Annotated in this window: 18 protein-coding genes; 8 read left to right on the top strand and 10 right to left on the bottom strand. The window is 45.1% G+C overall.

Features of this window, described 5'->3' with window-relative positions; all coding sequences use genetic code 11:
- Positions 1–4: 4 nt before the first annotated feature.
- From ptsG to CHH91_RS13005, 3 genes are all read right to left on the bottom strand, one after another.
- Positions 5–2,089 carry a glucose-specific PTS transporter subunit IIBC gene (ptsG, locus tag CHH91_RS13015; protein WP_095223893.1) on the bottom strand — a complete coding sequence of 695 codons (2,085 nt, stop codon included), beginning with the start codon at positions 2,087–2,089 and terminating at the stop codon, positions 5–7.
- Between the two features lie 167 nt (positions 2,090–2,256).
- Positions 2,257–3,099, bottom strand: a complete 843-nt coding sequence (gene glcT / locus CHH91_RS13010; protein WP_095223892.1) for a glucose PTS transporter transcription antiterminator GlcT — start codon at positions 3,097–3,099, stop codon at positions 2,257–2,259.
- A 125-nt stretch (positions 3,100–3,224) separates the two neighbouring features.
- Positions 3,225–3,719: a hypothetical protein gene (locus tag CHH91_RS13005; protein ID WP_095223891.1), complete on the bottom strand. Its 495-nt coding sequence runs from the start codon at positions 3,717–3,719 to the stop codon at positions 3,225–3,227.
- A gap of 163 nt (positions 3,720–3,882) precedes the next feature.
- Between CHH91_RS13005 and CHH91_RS13000 the strand changes: the two genes are divergently transcribed.
- Together CHH91_RS13000 and CHH91_RS12995 are read left to right on the top strand one after the other, a co-directional pair.
- Positions 3,883–4,992: an NADH-dependent flavin oxidoreductase gene (locus CHH91_RS13000; RefSeq protein WP_095223890.1), complete on the top strand. Its 1,110-nt coding sequence runs from the start codon at positions 3,883–3,885 to the stop codon at positions 4,990–4,992.
- Between the two features lie 60 nt (positions 4,993–5,052).
- A complete protein-coding gene (locus CHH91_RS12995; protein WP_095223889.1) occupies positions 5,053–5,403 on the top strand; it encodes a DUF3846 domain-containing protein in 351 nt (116 codons plus the stop codon).
- Positions 5,404–5,436: 33 nt separating this feature from the next.
- Here the strand turns inward: CHH91_RS12995 and CHH91_RS12990 are convergent, their stop codons facing one another.
- The 3 genes from CHH91_RS12990 to CHH91_RS12980 all read right to left on the bottom strand — a co-directional run bounded on the left by CHH91_RS12990 (position 5,437) and on the right by CHH91_RS12980 (position 8,552).
- Entirely contained in the window at positions 5,437–6,612 is a 1,176-nt protein-coding gene (locus CHH91_RS12990; RefSeq protein ID WP_095223888.1) for an aminotransferase, read from the bottom strand.
- Complete coding sequence (locus tag CHH91_RS12985; protein WP_176465785.1) at positions 6,609–7,106, bottom strand: Lrp/AsnC family transcriptional regulator; 498 nt, start codon at positions 7,104–7,106, stop codon at positions 6,609–6,611. The genes CHH91_RS12990 and CHH91_RS12985 overlap by 4 nt, the downstream gene beginning before the upstream one ends.
- A gap of 90 nt (positions 7,107–7,196) precedes the next feature.
- Complete coding sequence (locus CHH91_RS12980) at positions 7,197–8,552, bottom strand: TrkH family potassium uptake protein (protein ID WP_095223886.1); 1,356 nt, start codon at positions 8,550–8,552, stop codon at positions 7,197–7,199.
- Positions 8,553–8,683: 131 nt separating this feature from the next.
- On the opposite strand from CHH91_RS12980, the gene CHH91_RS12975 reads away from it, so the two are divergent.
- A complete protein-coding gene (locus CHH91_RS12975; protein WP_095223885.1) occupies positions 8,684–9,793 on the top strand; it encodes an NAD(P)/FAD-dependent oxidoreductase in 1,110 nt (369 codons plus the stop codon).
- A 12-nt stretch (positions 9,794–9,805) separates the two neighbouring features.
- Here CHH91_RS12975 and CHH91_RS12970 read toward each other — a convergent pair whose 3' ends face one another.
- Complete coding sequence (locus CHH91_RS12970; RefSeq protein WP_095223884.1) at positions 9,806–10,276, bottom strand: GNAT family N-acetyltransferase; 471 nt, start codon at positions 10,274–10,276, stop codon at positions 9,806–9,808.
- Positions 10,277–10,372: 96 nt separating this feature from the next.
- On the opposite strand from CHH91_RS12970, the gene CHH91_RS12965 reads away from it, so the two are divergent.
- The 3 genes from CHH91_RS12965 to CHH91_RS12955 all read left to right on the top strand — a co-directional run bounded on the left by CHH91_RS12965 (position 10,373) and on the right by CHH91_RS12955 (position 12,442).
- Positions 10,373–11,239, top strand: coding sequence for a LysR family transcriptional regulator (locus CHH91_RS12965; protein WP_095223883.1), 867 nt, complete (start codon positions 10,373–10,375; stop codon positions 11,237–11,239).
- 121 nt (positions 11,240–11,360) lie between these two features.
- Entirely contained in the window at positions 11,361–11,741 is a 381-nt protein-coding gene (locus CHH91_RS12960; RefSeq protein WP_038557742.1) for a CidA/LrgA family protein, read from the top strand.
- Positions 11,738–12,442 (top strand): LrgB family protein, encoded by a 705-nt coding sequence (locus CHH91_RS12955; protein WP_095223882.1) that lies wholly within the window; start codon positions 11,738–11,740, stop codon positions 12,440–12,442. Before CHH91_RS12960 ends, CHH91_RS12955 begins: the two co-directional genes overlap by 4 nt.
- Before the next feature lie 36 nt (positions 12,443–12,478).
- Here CHH91_RS12955 and CHH91_RS12950 read toward each other — a convergent pair whose 3' ends face one another.
- A complete protein-coding gene (locus CHH91_RS12950) occupies positions 12,479–12,883 on the bottom strand; it encodes a disulfide oxidoreductase (RefSeq protein WP_095223881.1) in 405 nt (134 codons plus the stop codon).
- The gene (locus CHH91_RS12945) at positions 12,883–13,575 is read right to left on the bottom strand and encodes a DsbA family protein (RefSeq protein WP_095223880.1); all 693 of its coding nucleotides are present in this window, start codon (positions 13,573–13,575) and stop codon (positions 12,883–12,885) included. The genes CHH91_RS12950 and CHH91_RS12945 overlap by 1 nt, the downstream gene beginning before the upstream one ends.
- A 240-nt stretch (positions 13,576–13,815) precedes the next feature.
- Here CHH91_RS12945 and CHH91_RS12940 point away from each other — a divergent pair, with 240 nt between their 5' ends.
- Together CHH91_RS12940 and CHH91_RS12935 are read left to right on the top strand one after the other, a co-directional pair.
- On the top strand, positions 13,816–15,702 hold the full coding sequence (locus CHH91_RS12940; protein WP_176465784.1) for an FUSC family protein: 1,887 nt from the start codon (positions 13,816–13,818) through the stop codon (positions 15,700–15,702).
- Positions 15,703–15,797: 95 nt separating this feature from the next.
- Positions 15,798–17,255: an NAD(P)H-binding protein gene (locus CHH91_RS12935; RefSeq protein ID WP_095223878.1), complete on the top strand. Its 1,458-nt coding sequence runs from the start codon at positions 15,798–15,800 to the stop codon at positions 17,253–17,255.
- 79 nt (positions 17,256–17,334) lie between these two features.
- Here the strand turns inward: CHH91_RS12935 and CHH91_RS12930 are convergent, their stop codons facing one another.
- Positions 17,335–17,832 (bottom strand): DinB family protein, encoded by a 498-nt coding sequence (locus CHH91_RS12930; RefSeq protein WP_095223877.1) that lies wholly within the window; start codon positions 17,830–17,832, stop codon positions 17,335–17,337.
- Positions 17,833–17,880: the final 48 nt, after the last annotated feature.

The raw sequence follows: 17,880 nt of genomic DNA, 5'->3' as shown, positions 1-17,880 counted from the left end.
TTTTCTAATACATTTCGATTTTAACTCTGTTTTTCTGGTTCGCTTTTACTTTCTTTCCCGCTTGGAACACAACTTTCTCAGCAGGTACCAGATTCGTAAACACAACCGGGGTCAGCAAAGACGGGACCTGTGGTTCTATATTTGCAAGGTCAGCTTCCACTAGTTTCTGACCCGCTACGACTCTGTCTCCCTCTTTCACAAAAACCTCGAATCCTTCTCCCTTCAAATTCACCGTTTCCAATCCAATATGAATCAGCACCTCACGACCATTGTCTGCCTCTAAACCAATGGCGTGCTTTGTAGGAAAAATGTTGATGACTTTCCCGTTAATCGGAGAAACAACAGTTCCATTGACAGGTTCGATCGCAAAGCCATCTCCCATTAGTTTTTCAGAGAAGACTAGATCCGGTACATCCTCCAAATAACGCAGTGTTCCAGACATCGGTATGACGAATGGGTCATTTTGAAGTAGGTTTGACTGGATATCCTCGACCTGTAAAACGACTTCCGCTGCAGGTGCAGCTTCATTTTGCGAGCTTGATGTCTTGCCCATTATGATATCCTGTATCTGCTCTTTCAGCCCTTCCGATTTCGGCCCAAATATGGCTTGCATGTTGTTCCCGACTTCCAGTACACCCGCTGCCCCTAATTTCTTCAGTTCAGTTTTATCAACTTTGTTCTTATCATTCACTGTGACTCGAAGACGCGTTAAACATGCGTCCAAGTATTTTATATTTTCTTTATTACCCATCGCTTCAAGCACATGATACGCCAATCCTCCAGCCCGAGAGTTTCTTGTATTTGTTTCTTCTTTCACTTCTCTTTCACGACCTGGCGTCATGAGATTGAATTTACGAATTGCGAATCGGAATACGAAATAATAAATTACCGCAAAAGCTAATCCTACTGGAATAACCAGCCACCAATCCGTCCGGTTGGGCAGGATTCCGTACAAGAAGAAATCAATGAATCCACCGGAGAATGTCATTCCGACTTTAATATCCAGCATGTACATCGTCATATAGGAAAGTCCAGCAAATACACAGTGTACAGCGTATAACAATGGCGCAACGAACAAGAAAGAGAAATCAAGCGGTTCTGTGATTCCTGTCAAGAAGGAAGTCAGTGCCGCTGAACCCATCAACCCAGCAACAACTTTCTTTCTTTCAGGGCTTGCTTCGTGATAAATAGCCAAGGCTGCCGCCGGCAAACCGAACATCATGAACGGATATCTGCCAGTCATGAATGTACCTGCTGTCAGCTCCGCCCCATCTCTGATTTGCGCCATGAAAATACGCTGATCACCGCGGATCAGTTCTCCCGCCGCATTCGTGTAGCTGAAGAATTCATACCAGAATGGTGAATAAAAAATGTGATGCAGACCGAATGGAATCAATGCCCGCTCAATGACACCGAAAATGAAAGCCGTCAGCGTCATATTGGAAGATAACAAGCCGCTCGAGAAGCTATTCAATGCATGTTGGATTGGCGGCCAGACAACAAGCATCAACAGACCAAGCGCCAATGCACAAAGAGATGTCACAATTGGAACAAAACGCTTTCCAGCGAAAAATCCCAGATACTGCGGCAATTCAATTTTATAAAATTTATTGAACATAATGGCTGCCAGCACACCGACAATGATCCCGCCGAATACTCCTGTGGCGAGTGTCGGGATTCCGAGCATCGTCGTATAGGCCGGATTATTCCCTGCAAAGAATGCTGCTTGTTCAACAGCATCTTCCGGGATACTGCCATTAGCGATGAGCACCGCACCCATCGTCGCGTTCATGATCAGATAACCGATGATGGCTGCAATACCTGCCACACCATCTCCATTCGCTAGTCCAATGGCAACACCTACCGCAAATAGTAACGGCAAGTTATCAAATACGATATAGCCGGCGCTTTGCATGACAGAAGCAATGAGCTGCACCCATGCACTGTTCAAAAATCCGATATTCCCCATCAGATCCGGATTCTGTAATGCATCCCCCAATGCCAGCAAGATACCGGCAGCAGGTAGTATTGCGACAGGCAGCATAAGCGCCCGGCCGATTTTCTGCAGGACACCAAAAGCATTTTTCATCTACTATACACTCCAATTCCTTTACATCCTGATAACGTTTACACAAAATATCAATAAAAAAGACATGAGCGATAAAGAAAATCACACAAAAAGAAATGAATTCTTCTTGCGCATCCTTTTATCCTCATGCCTGATCAGTTCAGTTACACGCATAAATGCCATGCACATTATAATTTATTGGTCAAACGGTACAGATGCAAAGTGAGATAGACTGCCTCTGCTTCTTGTACAGGACGTTTTAACGTTTGCTGTAATATTTTGACTAGCTTCCAAGCAGTATTATAGCACAGCGGATATTCAGTTTTCAATAGGTTCATGATTTTATCAGGCTCGCGAACTTCCTCACCCCGTTTTATCCGGTCTATTGCAAAACGAAAATGACGGACAAGCCTTATATAATTAATACTTTCCCGATCGACTGTAATAGCTAAACTTGCCTCGATCACCTGGAACATCTGCGCAATCAGCCTTGTATATTGACTTAGTTCTCCTACAGGCTGATTGATACAAGCACTGTGAATATGCAGTGTAATAAAACCGATTTCACCTTCCGGCAGCTGGATGCCGAGCCGTTCATTCAAAAGTGATACTGCCTCACTAGCTACGCTATATTCCTTCGGATAGATGAATTTCGTTTCCACTGCAAAAGGATTTTTGATATCCAAGCCTTGCTCCAGTCGTTTCATTGCAAAGGCTAAGTGATCGGTCAGCCCGATGTGAATATGCTCATTTAATTGCTGCCCCATCCGCTCTGCGATTAGATAAATGACATCATTCATAACTGCAACCAATTCTTCATCGATATGATCCAGCATCTGCTTGTAGCTGTTCTGCTCCTTTTCACCTTGAAGCACAAACAGCTTTTCAAATTCGCCTTCCTCCAGCTTACTGCCTGATTTCTTACCAAAACCGACTCCCTTACCGATCAGGACGACTTCTTTTGAATCCTCATTTTCGGCTATCAGCACATTATTATTGAGTATTTTTTGGACAGAAAAGGATTTCCCCATAGACTATCTCCTTTTTTATTCATAACGCCATTGTAATAGATAATTAGTCCTTTGTGTAACTTTTTTGAATCCGCTTTCTTTCCTATATAGAAAAAGTGTATAGCTAATTTCTGCTATACACTTCTTTATACGGGCTCTGGTATCGAAGTATGCAATAATAAATCCGCGAAATTACGCGTTAGCGGTAAGGCATCATCCAAGCTGCGGGAAGTACCATAAGCATAAAGGAACGGGCTATGCTTTTTTTTCCTGATTGCAACACGGCAGCTGGCTTCTTTATATTTCTCCCGCACATCCATGCACGCAAGCAGCTGGTCGAATGTCAGGATTGCGATTTCTCCGCCGAGAAGGTCTTTCTTACTGCAAATAAGCACAAACAGCTGGTGCCGTTCTTCTTCAGACCATTGCAGCAGACGTTCCCGTTCCTCATCCGAGAAGCGGAAATTCCACGTATTGGTCGAACTTGTCGCGTACTTCGAGTACACTTTCATCCGATTCGAACCTGTTTCCAGCTGATATACACGCCTTTCCTTACTTTCCTCGATCAGCGCAGGTACAATCTGCATGGATACTAGCTTGGAAAGGAAGGCACCATAGTAATAATCATATTTGTTCAACATACCATCGTTGCTCCTGTCTTTGTTGTTTCAACAGTATAGCATGGCCATAGATTTTTTGCAGATGGCTGTTACAAAAAATAACTCGCTTACGAATGAGCATTTTGTTTGCTACCTTTTTCACAACTCTCTAGAATATAGTCCATACAAAGGAGGAATGATTCCCATGAATGAAAAATACGCTTCCCTTTTCGAGAGTTTAACTTTACCAAATGGCGTTACGTTGAAAAACCGCTTCGTACTCGCTCCGATGACACATTACTCTTCCAATCCTGATGGTACGATTTCTGATCAGGAACTTCCATATATCGCACAGCGTTCCAAGGATATCGGCTTGGTCATCACTGCTGCAACCAATGTTTCTGATAGCGGGAAGGCATTCCCTGGACAGCCTTCCGTGGCTCATGATACAGACATCCCTGGCTTGAAGAAACAGGCTGACACAATCAAGGCTGAAGGAGCAAAAGCAATCCTCCAGATACACCACGGCGGACGTGAAGCAGTTGCTGATCTTGTGCCTAATGGAGATATTGTTGCTCCAAGCGCTGTTGAAAAAGAAGGAGCGGCTACTCCGCGCGCATTGGAAACAGCAGAGGTTCAGCAAATCGTAGACGATTTTGGTGAAGCTGCCCGCCGCGCTATCGAAGCAGGCTTCGATGGTGTAGAAATCCATGGTGCAAACGGCTATATCATTCAGCAGTTTTATTCTCCATTCTCCAATCGTCGTGATGATGAATGGGGCGAGCGTTTGCGCTTCCCATTAGCTGTCATCGATAAAGTGAAGGAAACTGTAGAAAAACACGGCTCCAAAGACTTTATCATAGGATATCGTTTCTCCCCAGAAGAACCGGAAACACCTGGATTGACAATGAAAGAAACATTCGAGTTAATTGATGCACTTGTAGAAAAACCTTTGGATTACCTGCATGTATCCCTGATGGACTTCCACTCCACAGCTCGACGCGGTGCTGATACAAATGCGAAACGTATTGATTTGATCAAAGAACGAATCAATGACAGAATACCATTGATCGGTGTTGGATCCTTGTACTCCGCCGAAGACGTAGCTGCAGCGAAAGCAACTGGTGTCCCATTAATTGCATTGGGTCGTGAATTGCTGATTGATCCGGAATTCGCAACGAAGCTTAAAGAAGGACGCGAAGACGAAATCATCCGTTTGATCGACCCCGCCCGCGAAGATCATCATGGCATTCCAGAACCGCTTTGGAATATCATCCTGCAAACAAAAGGCTGGGTTCCGACAAAAGCAGAGTAATAGCGAAGTGCATCCTATTATGCTTTAATGGAATAAAAGCGTTCGAAGGAGAGAACCCACATGGCAAAAATATCAGCATTAGTACTTAAACCAGAAAGAGACTTTGCTGCAAAGTCCGTACCATCAGACCCACAAGGCATTCAGAAGTTTGTCGGCGGTTCACCTATCATGACACGATTGGTTGACGGTATTGTTGTCGTCAGCAATGAAAGTGCTACGGAAAATGATCCGTTGAACTTTACTATTTTCCAGCGTCACAATGACCATGTTCATGAACTAGGCAAACTATATGGCGATGCTGTATTTGCAGCAGAATCTGATAAAGGATTGACTAGCCTCGACAAGGACCAAAAACAAGTTGTTAAAGACTGGTTCCAGTTTGGCCGTGACAGACTTCTATTGAACGAATAAACGAAAAGACCCTCTCATACGAGAGGGTCTTTTTTATGCTTGCTGCTTTTCAACAAAACGCTTGATCCGTTTCATCGCTTCTGTCAGCTGCTTCATCGAAGTCGCATAAGAACAGCGAATATAGCCTTCCCCGCTTTCCCCGAAAACACTTCCAGGTACAACGGCCACCTTTTCTTCAATCAGCAAAGCTTCCGCAAAGGCTTCGGAACTCATACCGGTTTCTTTGATGGATGGGAAGATATAGAAAGCTCCGCCCGGTCTGTTGGTCATCAAGCCCATTTCTTCAAAAGCTGATGTAACAAAGTTCCTACGCTGACGATAGCTTTTTCTCATATGCTCTACACTGGCTGCTCCGCTGCGCAGCGCTTCTACCGCACCGTACTGGGCCATCGTCGGCGCACACATGATTGTATACTGATGAATCTTTGTCATTGCTTGGATCAGTTCAGCAGGTCCCGCGGCATAACCGAGACGCCAGCCTGTCATCGCAAACGATTTGGAAAATCCGGAAATAAGAATCGTGCGATCCTGCATATTCGGTAAGCCGGAGAAGCTCACGTAATCAGCTTCATAGCTCAGCTCTGCATATATCTCATCAGAAAGGACGAGCAAGTCATGTTCTTCCACAAGCTCCGCAATCGGCAGCAGCTCCTCACGATTCAGCATCGTGCCAGTCGGGTTATTCGGATTACATAGGATGATTGCCTTTGTTTTTGGCGTAACGGCACTCTCCAACTCTTCCGGCTGCAGCTTGAAGCCATTCTCCGCTTTCGTCCCTACAGAGACTGGTACGCCCCCTGCCAATGAAACAGCCGAAGCATAAGCAACAAAACACGGCTCGACAATGATGACCTCATCACCCGGGTTAAGGATAGCCCGCAGCGCAATATCGATTGCCTGACTGGCCCCTACCGTCACGATCACTTGATCTGCCGGACGATAGCTCACAGAGTATGTCGTTTTGAGATAATCAGAAATCAGTTCACGTAGCTCCATCAGTCCAGCATTCGCTGTGTAGGCTGTATACCCTTGCTCGAGTGAATGGTAGCTTGCTTCGATCACATTCCAGGGCGTGACGAAATCTGGTTCACCAACCCCTAAGGAAATAACATTATCCATTGTCGAAGCTAAGTCGAAGAAACGCCGGATGCCGGATGGTTTCAAAGCATCGACATGCTCCGCAATGAAGCGGCTTGTATCCAGACTCATGGACTCACCGGCATTCTGCGATCATTATCGTCATCCTCACCGAAGATGATGCCATCATGTTTATACTTTTTCAGGATGAAGTGCGTAGTCGTCGAAATAACTGTATCCAATGTAGATAGCTTTTCCGATACAAAGCGGGCCACCTGTGACATCGTCTTTCCTTCCACTGATACAGACAAATCGTATGCGCCTGACATCAAATAGACAGCTTTCACTTCTGGGAAGCGATAAATACGTTCTGCTACATCATCGAATCCTTTGCCTCGAACAGGCGTTACCTTTACATCAATCATAGCGGTCACACCTTCATAGCCCCGCACTTCCGTCCAATCGATCAACGTTGAATAACCATGAACAATCTGCATTTCCTCGAATTTACGGATAGCAGCTTCTACTTCCTCAACGGACAGCTCAACCATCCGCGCTATCATATGTACATCCATTCTTCCGTTTTTTTCTAATAGCTCTAATATTTCTATCTCTTTCTTATTCAAGTCTGTCACTCCTCTAACACCTTAATGATGTAGTTCTATTTTATCTGAAAACAAAGAATTGAGAAACCGAAAACGGATACAACAGCTATATTAGCCGATGATGATTCGTTCCTCCGGGTTCCGCACGGCAGTCTTCCTGATTCGGAAAGCTAGCGCGAATGCGATAGTAATCGGCCCAACACGACCCATGAACATGAGGAGGGAAAGAAGCATCTTCCCCGGTTCGGAAAGCTCCGGCGTCAATCCCAGTGTCATCCCAACCGTCCCGAAAGCAGAAAGTACTTCGAACGCAATATAATTGAGTGCAGCGCCTTTCTCCGTAATAGCAAGCAAAAACACGAATAACGATACGAGAAGGACTGAATATGTCGTGATCGAAAATGCCCGGAACACTAAGTCCCCAGGTATCCGTCGATTTCTGATATTCACTTCCTGCTTTCCTTTGATCAGTGCCCATACTGCAAACAGCAATATGGCAAACGTTGTGACTTTAATGCCTCCTGCTGTTCCTCCAGTTCCGCCGCCGATAAACATAAGTGCCATAGTTACCAGCTGTGATCCTAATGTCAGATCAGCTGTATTCAGCGAGTTGAAACCAGCAGTCCTCGGGACTACACCATGGAAATAAGAAGCTAATAGTTTTTCATTCCAAGGCATATTTCCGATAGTGGCTGGATTACCATACTCCAATAAAAAGATTAATATTGTCCCGATAGCGACAAGTATAGCAGACATCCATAAAACAACTTTTGTATGGAGCATCAGCCGTTTTCCTTTTTTCTTCTGTAAGATATCAGCTACGACGATGAAGCCGATACCACCTAACATCAGAAGACTTGTCAACGTAAGATTGACTATTGGATCGCCAACATAAGCAGTCACGCTGCTGAAATCCCCCATAATATCAAATCCGGCATTATTGAATGCTGATATTGAATGAAAGAGTCCGTAATAAAAAGATTTCGGATAGCCAAACTCATCCCCCCAGTGAATCCCGAGGATAAGCGTTCCAATCACCTCACAAATAACAGTGAATAAGAGAACAAACCGCACCATCCGGACAATACCTTCGTACGAATTTTGATTGAGTGATTCTTTGACTAAATGCCGCTCCTCAAAGCTTATATTGCGGCGAAGCAGCAATGCGATGAATACGGTGAGCGTCATAAATCCTAATCCGCCTATCTGGATAAGACATAACAGTACAATTTCGCCAAATAAAGTAAAGGTGGTCTGTGTATCGACCACTACCAGCCCTGTCACACAAACAGCTGAAGTTGCCTCGAATAGCGCATCAATAAAAGAAAGATGGTGTCGATCCGCTGTCGCCATCGGAAGCATCAGAAGAAACGTCCCCAATGCGATTAACACGAGAAATCCCAGCGCAAAAAATTGCGGCGGATTGATTTTTATACGATGAAACAGCTTTTTACTTCTAGTCGCCATGTCTATACAAGTCCTTTTATGATTTTTTATTTTACCTCTCACTTATACTATATATCATTCGATTATGATACTGAAAAAAGGGTGGATATGCTATGGTATATTGTAGCTAAATGAAGAAAAGGATGTTCGACATGCATATAGCAATTATTGGAGCAGGAATAGCAGGATCCGTTACCGCTTATAAGCTCGCCAAAGCCGGCATGCAAGTTACGGTGATCGATCGCTTTGACCAAGGACAAGCGACAGATGCTGCAGCAGGTATCGTATGTCCGTGGCTCTCCCAGCGGCGCAACAAAGATTGGTATGAGCTGGCCAAAGGCGGAGCCCGCTATTATCCGGAGATTATCGAAGAACTCCGGCTTGAGGGTGAAGAAGAAACAGGCTATGCCCGCGTAGGTGCCTTAAGTTTACATCAGGATCCCAAGAAACTGGAAGCCATGCAAAAGCGGGCAGAAAAACGAAGAGACGATGCTCCGGAAATGGGAGCCATCAGCCTGTTGGGAGAAGAGGATGTGCGCCAGCTTTTCCCATTACTAGCCCCCGGGTTTGGTGCAGTGCACGTCAGCGGAGCCGCTCGTGTCGATGGTCGGGCTTTACGTAATAGTTTGCATCGGGCAGCTAAGAAATATAACGCTCGTTTTGTTTCAGCCGAAGCTCGCCTATCGTTGACAGCTGGGCAAATCGCCGTCACAGCCGGCGATGAGATATGGACACCTGATCATGTTGTCGTCACCGCCGGGGCATGGGCCAAGGAGCTATTGGAACCGTTAGGCTATTCACTGCAAGTCAGCTTCCAAAAAGCCCAAATTTGTCATTTACAGCTGGATGCTGCTCAAACAGAGACTTGGCCTGTTATAATACCGCCTAATGATCAATATCTGCTCGCATTCCCAGACGGCAGAATGGTAGCAGGAGCCACTCACGAGAATGATACAGAGATGAATACGAAAATCACGGCCGGCGGAGTACATGAAGTACTGAGTAAGGCTATGCAGCTTGCTCCTGAATTAGCAGGAGCTGTACTGGCTGAGACTCGGGTTGGATTCCGGCCATTTACCCCTGGTTTCCTCCCGGTATTCGGCCGTCTGCCAAAGCATAAAAATCTTTATGTAATGAATGGGTTAGGTGCGTCAGGCCTTACAATGGGGCCGTTTGTTGCCTCTCAGCTCACCAAGCTGATATTGGGACAAGAAACCGATATCGATATTTCTGCTTACAATCCAGAAGGCGCGTTAGAATAAATAAAGCCCATGTCAGCATGGGCTCTTTGTCATGATTAGGAACAGCAAGCCATCGGACTCGCGGTTAAAACGATTTACCTCCCGGAAACCAGCCTTTTCGTAAAGGTGGACAGCTCGTTCATTGAAAGCTGCTACTGTTAGCCGATATTGGTCCTGCTCGATATTTATCTTGATCCAATTGAGTATTTCAGTGAAGAACTGCGAGCCTCTTCCGTGTCCGGTTTTTTCAGGTGCCATCCCTACGCCTATATCCAAATAGGTCTGGTCACTATAGTCACCGCCAAGCACTCGCGCATCATCTCCAACACAGAAATATCCAAGCAGAATCCCGTCTTCGTAGACTCCATAATAATCACCTACCATAAGCATCATGACCGCTCCTTCCGTATAGGTGAGATTATAGAGATCATAAGGCGGGGAATAGCGCCAATGCAATACTGCATACGCATCATCTGCTGTTAACGATTTTATCTCATATCCCATTAAAAGGACTCCTTCTATCAGTTATTGCTTGTATTATAGCATTTTCCTTCTATAGAGAAATGGGTATACTTGAACTTAAGAAAGGACGGTATCGTTATGGAATTGCGGCAGCTACGCTATCTGATCGAAATTGTGAAACAGAAGAGACTGACAAAAGCAGCAGAAAGCTTGCATGTATCTCAGCCTGCTCTCAGTAAAACAATCAAGAGTCTGGAAGAAGAACTCGGAATCACCTTATTCAAACGTACGAACAAATCCACTACCTTGACCGATGCCGGCAAAGTGGTACATACCTATGGTCAGCAAGTACTTGCCCAATTGGACGAAATGCAAACGACACTCCAAGATCTTACTGATCTGAAGCAAGGAGCTGTCACGATCGGAATTCCGCCGATTATAGGCAGTCTCTTCTTTCCAAAGGTAATGGCTCGCTTCCACCAGACCTATCCGAATGTCACGATCAATATTACCGAATATGGGGCTGCCCGTGTCGTAAAGGCTGTAGACGAAGGAGAATTTGAGCTTGGCGTTGCTGTTCTGCCCCTTGATGAAACGGAGTTCAACTATTATCCGATTGTAGAAGAAGAGATGAAGCTGATGGTGCATCGCGACCATCCGCTCGCTGATCGGGAATTAGTTGAGCTGAAGGAATTAAAGGATGAAGACTTCATTTTCTATAATGAGGAATTTGCATTGCACGATATTATGCGGAAACGCTGCATCGAGGAAGGCTTCGAACCACATATCCTCTTCAAAAGCGCGCAATGGGATTTCATCAGTGAAATGGTCGCAGCAAACTTAGGAGTCAGCCTGCTTCCTGAATCCATTTGTAACCGAACCTATAATGCTGATATCCGTATTATCGATTTAACGCCTTCCATTCCGTGGAACCTGGCAATCATCACAAAAAAGGACAAGTATATTTCCTATGCCGGAAGGCGTTTCATTGAGTTTTTCCTTTAAGTCAATATAACTTAAAGTTATAGACAATATAATATATATGTATTTTACGAATACGTGAGACCGCAGTATGATGGAGTTATCAATAAAAGTTATGGATAACTTTCTGTTAGGAGGAAGATTTATGGTACGAAAAACGATTACCATGCTTTCTCAGCTAGCGATCATTCACGTATTTTATTTTGCCGGTGTCGGCTTAGCACATATATTATCTCTTCCGGTACCAGGCTCTATCGTAGGTCTGGTCTTGTTATTACTAAGCTTATTTGCAGGCATCGTCAAACTGGAATGGATCGAGAAAGCAGGGGGCTGGCTGTTGGCTGAACTTCTGCTTTTCTTTGTCCCATCAGCTGTTGGTATCCTGAATTATAAGGAGATATTGAACTGGCAAGGTCTGGAGACTGTGCTGCTGATCCTTATCAGCACCTTCATCGTGATGGCCGCTACTGGATTCACTGCTGAGAAGCTGTATAGAAGAAAAAGAAAAGGAGGACACACACAATGACTACCGCACTTATCATCTTAATAGGCACCATTGTTACCTATGTCATCTACCGCGCCTCAAAAGTTGTGTACAAGAAATGGCCGATGCCATTCTTCCATCCGCTGCTGCTGTGTCCTTTGATTCTTATCGGCATTATCCAGTTGGCACATTTAGAGCCAAGTGAATACGCCCTATCTTCAAGTTTATGGACACATATGCTCGGCCCAGCCACAGTTGCTTTTGCTATACCAATTTACAAACATGCTCCTCTGTTACGTAAGAATATCATGATCATTCTAACAAGCATTGCAGCCGGTACATTGGTAGCAATCGGTTCTTCCTTGCTTTTGAGTCTTGTTATGCGCTTCAATGGCGATTTACTGATCAGTATCCTGCCACGATCCATTACAACACCAATTGCGATTGAAGTATCAAAAACAATTGGCGGTCTGCCGACCCTGACGACTGTCTTCGTTATCGTGACTGGTGTTACAGGCGGTATCATCGGCCCATATGTCATTCGGCTTATGGCATTAAAATCGCCTGTTGCCCGCGGCTTGGCACTTGGAATGGGAGCACATGGAGTGGGTACCAATAAAGCCATGGAATACGGGGAACAAGAAGGTACGTTCTCGACTATCGGCATGATCATGGCTGCCGGTATGACGCTAATTTGGGGAGGCTTGCTTATTCCTTCCCTATTGAACATCACCATCCTATGAAAAAAAGCATTTGCCTAAAATGGCAAATGCTTTTTCTTATGCGTGTTTTTTACGAAGAATGAACATGCAGACTGTGATAATTACGAATGCTGTGAATGCCAGCAGCGGAATCGTTATGAACCCGAGCCAGTTGATATAATGACCTGAGCACGGTACACCGCTGGAGCAGAGACTCGCTCCTTCTAAAGCTGGCACTTTCTGATGCAGGTAATGATAGCCTGAAATTAGTATTCCGAGAATACTAAGCGGCAGCACATACTTATAGATACGAACATCATTTTTATAAAATGCGATACCTAGTATGATAGCCAGCGGATACATGAGGATACGCTGGTACCAGCATAGTGTGCATGGCACGAATTTCATGATTTCACTGAAATAGAGACTGCCCAGCATTGCAATGACTGCCGTTATCCAGGCAAATAACAGGCTCTTATTCATTAGTTCGCCTCCTGCGTTTCCTCATCTACCATCTCGATCAAGTCGTTCATATCTTGACCTTCGAATAGTTTTCCATTGACGAAGATAGTAGGTGTACCTTGCACACCAAGTTCATCTGCAAGTTCTGTATCTGTTGAAACTGCATCATCAGTTCCCTTGTTGTACACTTGAAGCACTTCTTCCGCTTCTTCATCGCTGACTACTTCGCGAAGCTTGTCCATCAGGAAATCATCCGTGAAGCTTGTGTTCAAATCCTCTGCGAAGAGAACATCGTGGAATTTCCAGAATCCATCATCTCCAAGCACTTGGTAAACTGCTTCACTGAATTGTGCGCCCTTCTCTGAGTCGGCATTTATGATCGGCATATTCATGAAATAGAAGCTAGCCTTACCAGTATCAATCAATTCCTGATCGATTACAGGAAAATTATTATGATGGAACTCTTGGCAGTGGATACATTTGTAATCGCCAAATTCAACTATTTTAACCGGGGCATTTTCATCGCCAAGGAAGGGCTGACTGCTGTAGTCGATGTCCTGCGACGCCTCATCACTGGAAGACCCTGTATAATTATTAATGAGGACCAGTGCTACTACTAAAAGGACAATCGCCAAGACAACCCAAACAATGACCTTGGATGCTTTAGAAGCAGCTCCTGATGTATTGCCTGCGGGTTTCTTCTTTTTTGCCATCTCACTATCGCTCCTTTATTACAGAAATAAGATGATAGATTTCTTCTATCACATAACATCATAACATTAAAAAGTAAAAATGGATGCCTTGCAACAAATTTGATTACAGGTATTTTCATGCGGAATTCTTTCACAAGATACTTCACCCGTTTGAATTAGTTTGTGAATTGCATTACAATATAATAGTTCTGATTATGACCTTTTTTTATGGGTATCATGGAAAGAAAAGAAGGGATTTACTTGAAGGATTATCATTTACCACAGGCGCCTGCACGGCTTAGTCTGCGAGATGCATTACGTGTCAGATCTGCTGCCTATCCTTGGAATCGGGCAATAGGATCAGGTCTTGCCACCTGCCTGCCGATATTGATCGGTTTATTACTGGGGGACATCATCCATGGATTTTCAGCCGCGCTTGGCGCTTTCACATTCTTATATATAGGAGCAGAAACGTACAAACAACGTGCAAAAAAACTAGCCGCCGTGGCTATATGCCTTGCTGCTGCTATGGTGCTTGGAAGTTTGCTTGCTCCGTATACAATCGTACTCTCTATAGTCGCAGGTATTATCGGCTTAATAGCCTTTTATGTCCTGAACACCTTGCAGCTTCTCATTCCAGGTCCAATGTTCTTCGTCCTGATATTCTGCATGGCTACAGGGCTGCCATTAGACCCAAATAGCGCGTGGGAACGAGGATTTTACGTCCTGCTTGGCGGAGCACTATCCTGGCTTCTAGCCATGGCAAGCTGGCTCTGGACGAAAAAGAACCACGATGAACAAGTTCTTATCAAGTCTTACAGACAGCTTATGGCAATGCTGCAATCCGCTGGAACACCAGCTTTCTATCAGATGCAGCATCTTACCGTCCTGACGTTAAGACAAGCCGATCGTATCATCTATGCATCCAAAAGGCAGCCATCTACGCTGCGTTTACATGAGCTGGCAGCAGATATTTTCTATACATTGACACAGCTCAATAATGAAAACCTTAGCTCAGATGTGCGAATCTCACTTGAGAAGCAGCTGACCGCGGTGATTGATGCACTCGAAAACGCAAAAGGCAACTGGCCTGCATATACAAAGTCGGAACAGACAGTAGTCCACAATCTCCAGCTTGAATTGGAACAGGCATATGATCTTGCTTCACAAGCAACTGCTGAGGAATCAATCCAGGTTGAGAAAGAATCCGCGTGGACTGTTCTTCGTAACGGTATTTCACGTAAAAACATCACTGTCCGGCACGCTTTATTCTACGGACTGTTTATTATGATTGCATCGCTGCTGGCACATAGCCTGGGATTCAACCGACCTTATTGGGTGCCAGTAGCCTGTGCAGCTGTACTTATTGGTGCAAATACGACGCTCACTATTCATCGGGCAATCCAGCGCTCTCTCGGCACCATTGTCGGTACCATAATAGGCGGATTGATTTTATCACTGGAACCATCAGGCTTTTATCTGATTCTTATTGTCGGTCTGCTGCAGCTTTGTGTGGAACTGGTGATTGTACGTAACTATGTTTTTGCTAATATGTTCATTGCGCCTCTCGTTCTTGTATTGGTAGAAACAATGAATCCAGGCAATACCGTCAGCTATTTTGTGACAGCGAGGGTTGTCGACACGATTGTTGGAAGCTTGATTGCCATAATCGCTGTTTTGCTTTTATGGCGCGGTATCCATACCCGCTTCCTCCCGATTATATTAAAAGAAACAATTCTTCATATGCAGGAGCTCCTTCGTGCAGTTCATTCAGGAGATCAGGAAAAGAGACATACAAAGAAACTGATGAACAGTTTGATCGAATTACGCGCGGCATATGATCGAAGTCTTGGCGATTTCTCGGCTTCCCAGCAGCAGGCAGAGGTGTTATGGCCAGCCATCATGCACGCCCAGCACGCAGGCTATTTGCTCATGTCCCTCCGCAAGAACAAAGATAAAATAACAGAAACACAATATGATGCAATTCAAAACCAGCTTGGCAGCATTATGACCAGTCTTACAACACGGCAGCCAGTATCCTTTGAAAAGTATGATGAGCTCGATTTACAGCGGGAGCTCAACCAGCTGCAGTCTGCTCTTACCCAGCTTTATAGCACAAATGATGCAGCCAAGCTTGCACCGAATTGACCTTCTCTGACTACAGAGAAGGTTTTTTTGTGTTACAGGTACGAGAAAGAAGGGTACGATTAAACACAAGAACCAGAAGACAGGAGCGGTATATCATGCAAACCGAACAGAAAAAACGCCCCGTCGTCGCTTTGACAGGAGCGAGCGGCTACATTGGCAGTCATTTATTGGATAAATTGAAAGAGCGTTTTGACGTCATCGCCCTATCACGGAGCGGTGACAAGCAGGAAAACACTGATCGGGTAACATGGCGTTCATGCGATCTATTTTCCCAGATTGATACCGAGAAGGGTCTTCAAGGAGCAGATATCGCCGTCTACCTTGTCCACTCGATGAGCCCCTCCGCCAAACTCACACAGGCGAGATTTGAGGATATGGATGTCATTTTGGCCGATAACTTTGCCCAAGCAGCCAAGAAGAACGGCGTGAAGCAAATCGTTTATTTAAGCGGGATCATACCACCGGAGGAAAAACTGTCCCGTCATCTTCGCAGCCGATTGGAAGTAGAAAAAATCCTTGGATCTTACGGCGTACCTGTGACGACAGTCCGAGCTGGATTAATCGTCGGTCCGAAAGGCTCTTCTTTTCCGATTGCTGAAAAATTGGTCAAACGGCTGCCTGTCATGGTGCTTCCAAACTGGACAAGGACGAAGACACACCCAATCGCCCTTGCCGATGTACTGACTGCCTTACAGAAAAGCGTCGGCAACAAAGATGTTGCAAATAAAGCGATTGACGTTGGCGGACCTGAGGTTATGACTTACAAGGAAATGCTGGAACACATCTCCCGCGTAATGGGCAAGAAATTCCGAAGTATACATGTACCATTTCCAACTATCAAACTGTCTCGTCTTTGGGTAAAACTTATCAGCGGTATGCCCAAGGAAACTGTCTACCCACTGATTGAGAGTCTATCGCACCCTATGGTTGCGCAACCTTCACACTACGTGGAAGGCATCAGTAATGGTCAAATTCTTTTTGATGAAGCTGCCAGGACTGCCATGGATGAAGAGCAGAAAAGTAAAGATTCCAAGCATAGTAAAAAGCTGACACTCCCTTCCCCACCGCCTCGCCAGGACGTACGCTCTGTACAACGCATGCCACTACCTTCTGGAAGAGATGCAGGATGGGCAGCGAAACATTACATGAGCTGGGTATCCGAGTCCCTGCGACCTCTTGTTCGGACCGAGGTTGATGATCAGCTTAACTGCAAAATCTATCTGACATTTACAAAACAGCCGCTGCTGATACTTTCTTACGCCAAAGAAAGAAGTACAGGCCACCGCGCATTGTATTACATTACTGGCGGCTTGTTCGCGAATGCAAAAGAAAGCCAGCGGGGCCGCATTGAATTTCGTCAAATACCAGGTAAGCAGGAGATGGTCGTGGCCATACACGAATATTTACCTTCCTTGCCTTGGTTCGTCTATAAATATACCCAGGCACCTATCCATATGCTCGTTATGTTCTTGTATCGGAAGCATCTCGAGCGTCTGGTCCGCCTTAAGAAGCAGTCCGGTTTACAAATACCACAGCTTGCGACAAAGCATTGAAAAAAGGCAGCACATAATGTGCTGCCTTTTTCAATGTTCTACACTAGAAAGCTGCTCACACCGTGTATCAGCATGAAAGTTACTGGTACCAAAAGAGTGAATAATCGTTCATAGTAGAGGCGTGGCCCAACTGGCGCAGCATTGCAGAGACATTGCCCCGGTGATAGGTACCATGATTGACTACATGCAGTACAATTTCTGATAACCGAGTTTCTCTTGTTCCAGCATATGGGTTCTCGAGCAGAATAGTTCGCTCCAAGTCGTCCTGGTCTCTTAACCATTCTTTGTAATATTCCGCTGACTGCGCGAAGTCGTTTGCAAATTGAACTGCAGAATGCAGAAGATTCTCCTTTTCAAGTGGCATACACATTTCCAGAGCTTCCTGCATTCGATCACCATTTAAAACCCTATACCAGACACTTTCCACTGCATAGATATGACTGAAAGCTTGGGCAATAGTAGGAAACGCGGTGTTCACTTCCTCGCGCAGTACATTGGCTGGAAGCTCCTTGATCCGGTTTAGGAGGGTTTGATTGGCCCAAGAATGGTAGTTAAACATTTGTTCGGGATGATTCATTCGTATCTTCTCCTTTTAATATAGATAGATTAAGGTTGTAACGGATCT

It is taken from the genome of Virgibacillus sp. 7505 (assembly GCF_002272135.1).
Lineage (GTDB): Bacteria > Bacillota > Bacilli > Bacillales > Amphibacillaceae > Terribacillus.
Note: the sequence above shows the minus strand (reverse complement) of the source record. Positions and strands in the feature narration are given on the sequence as shown.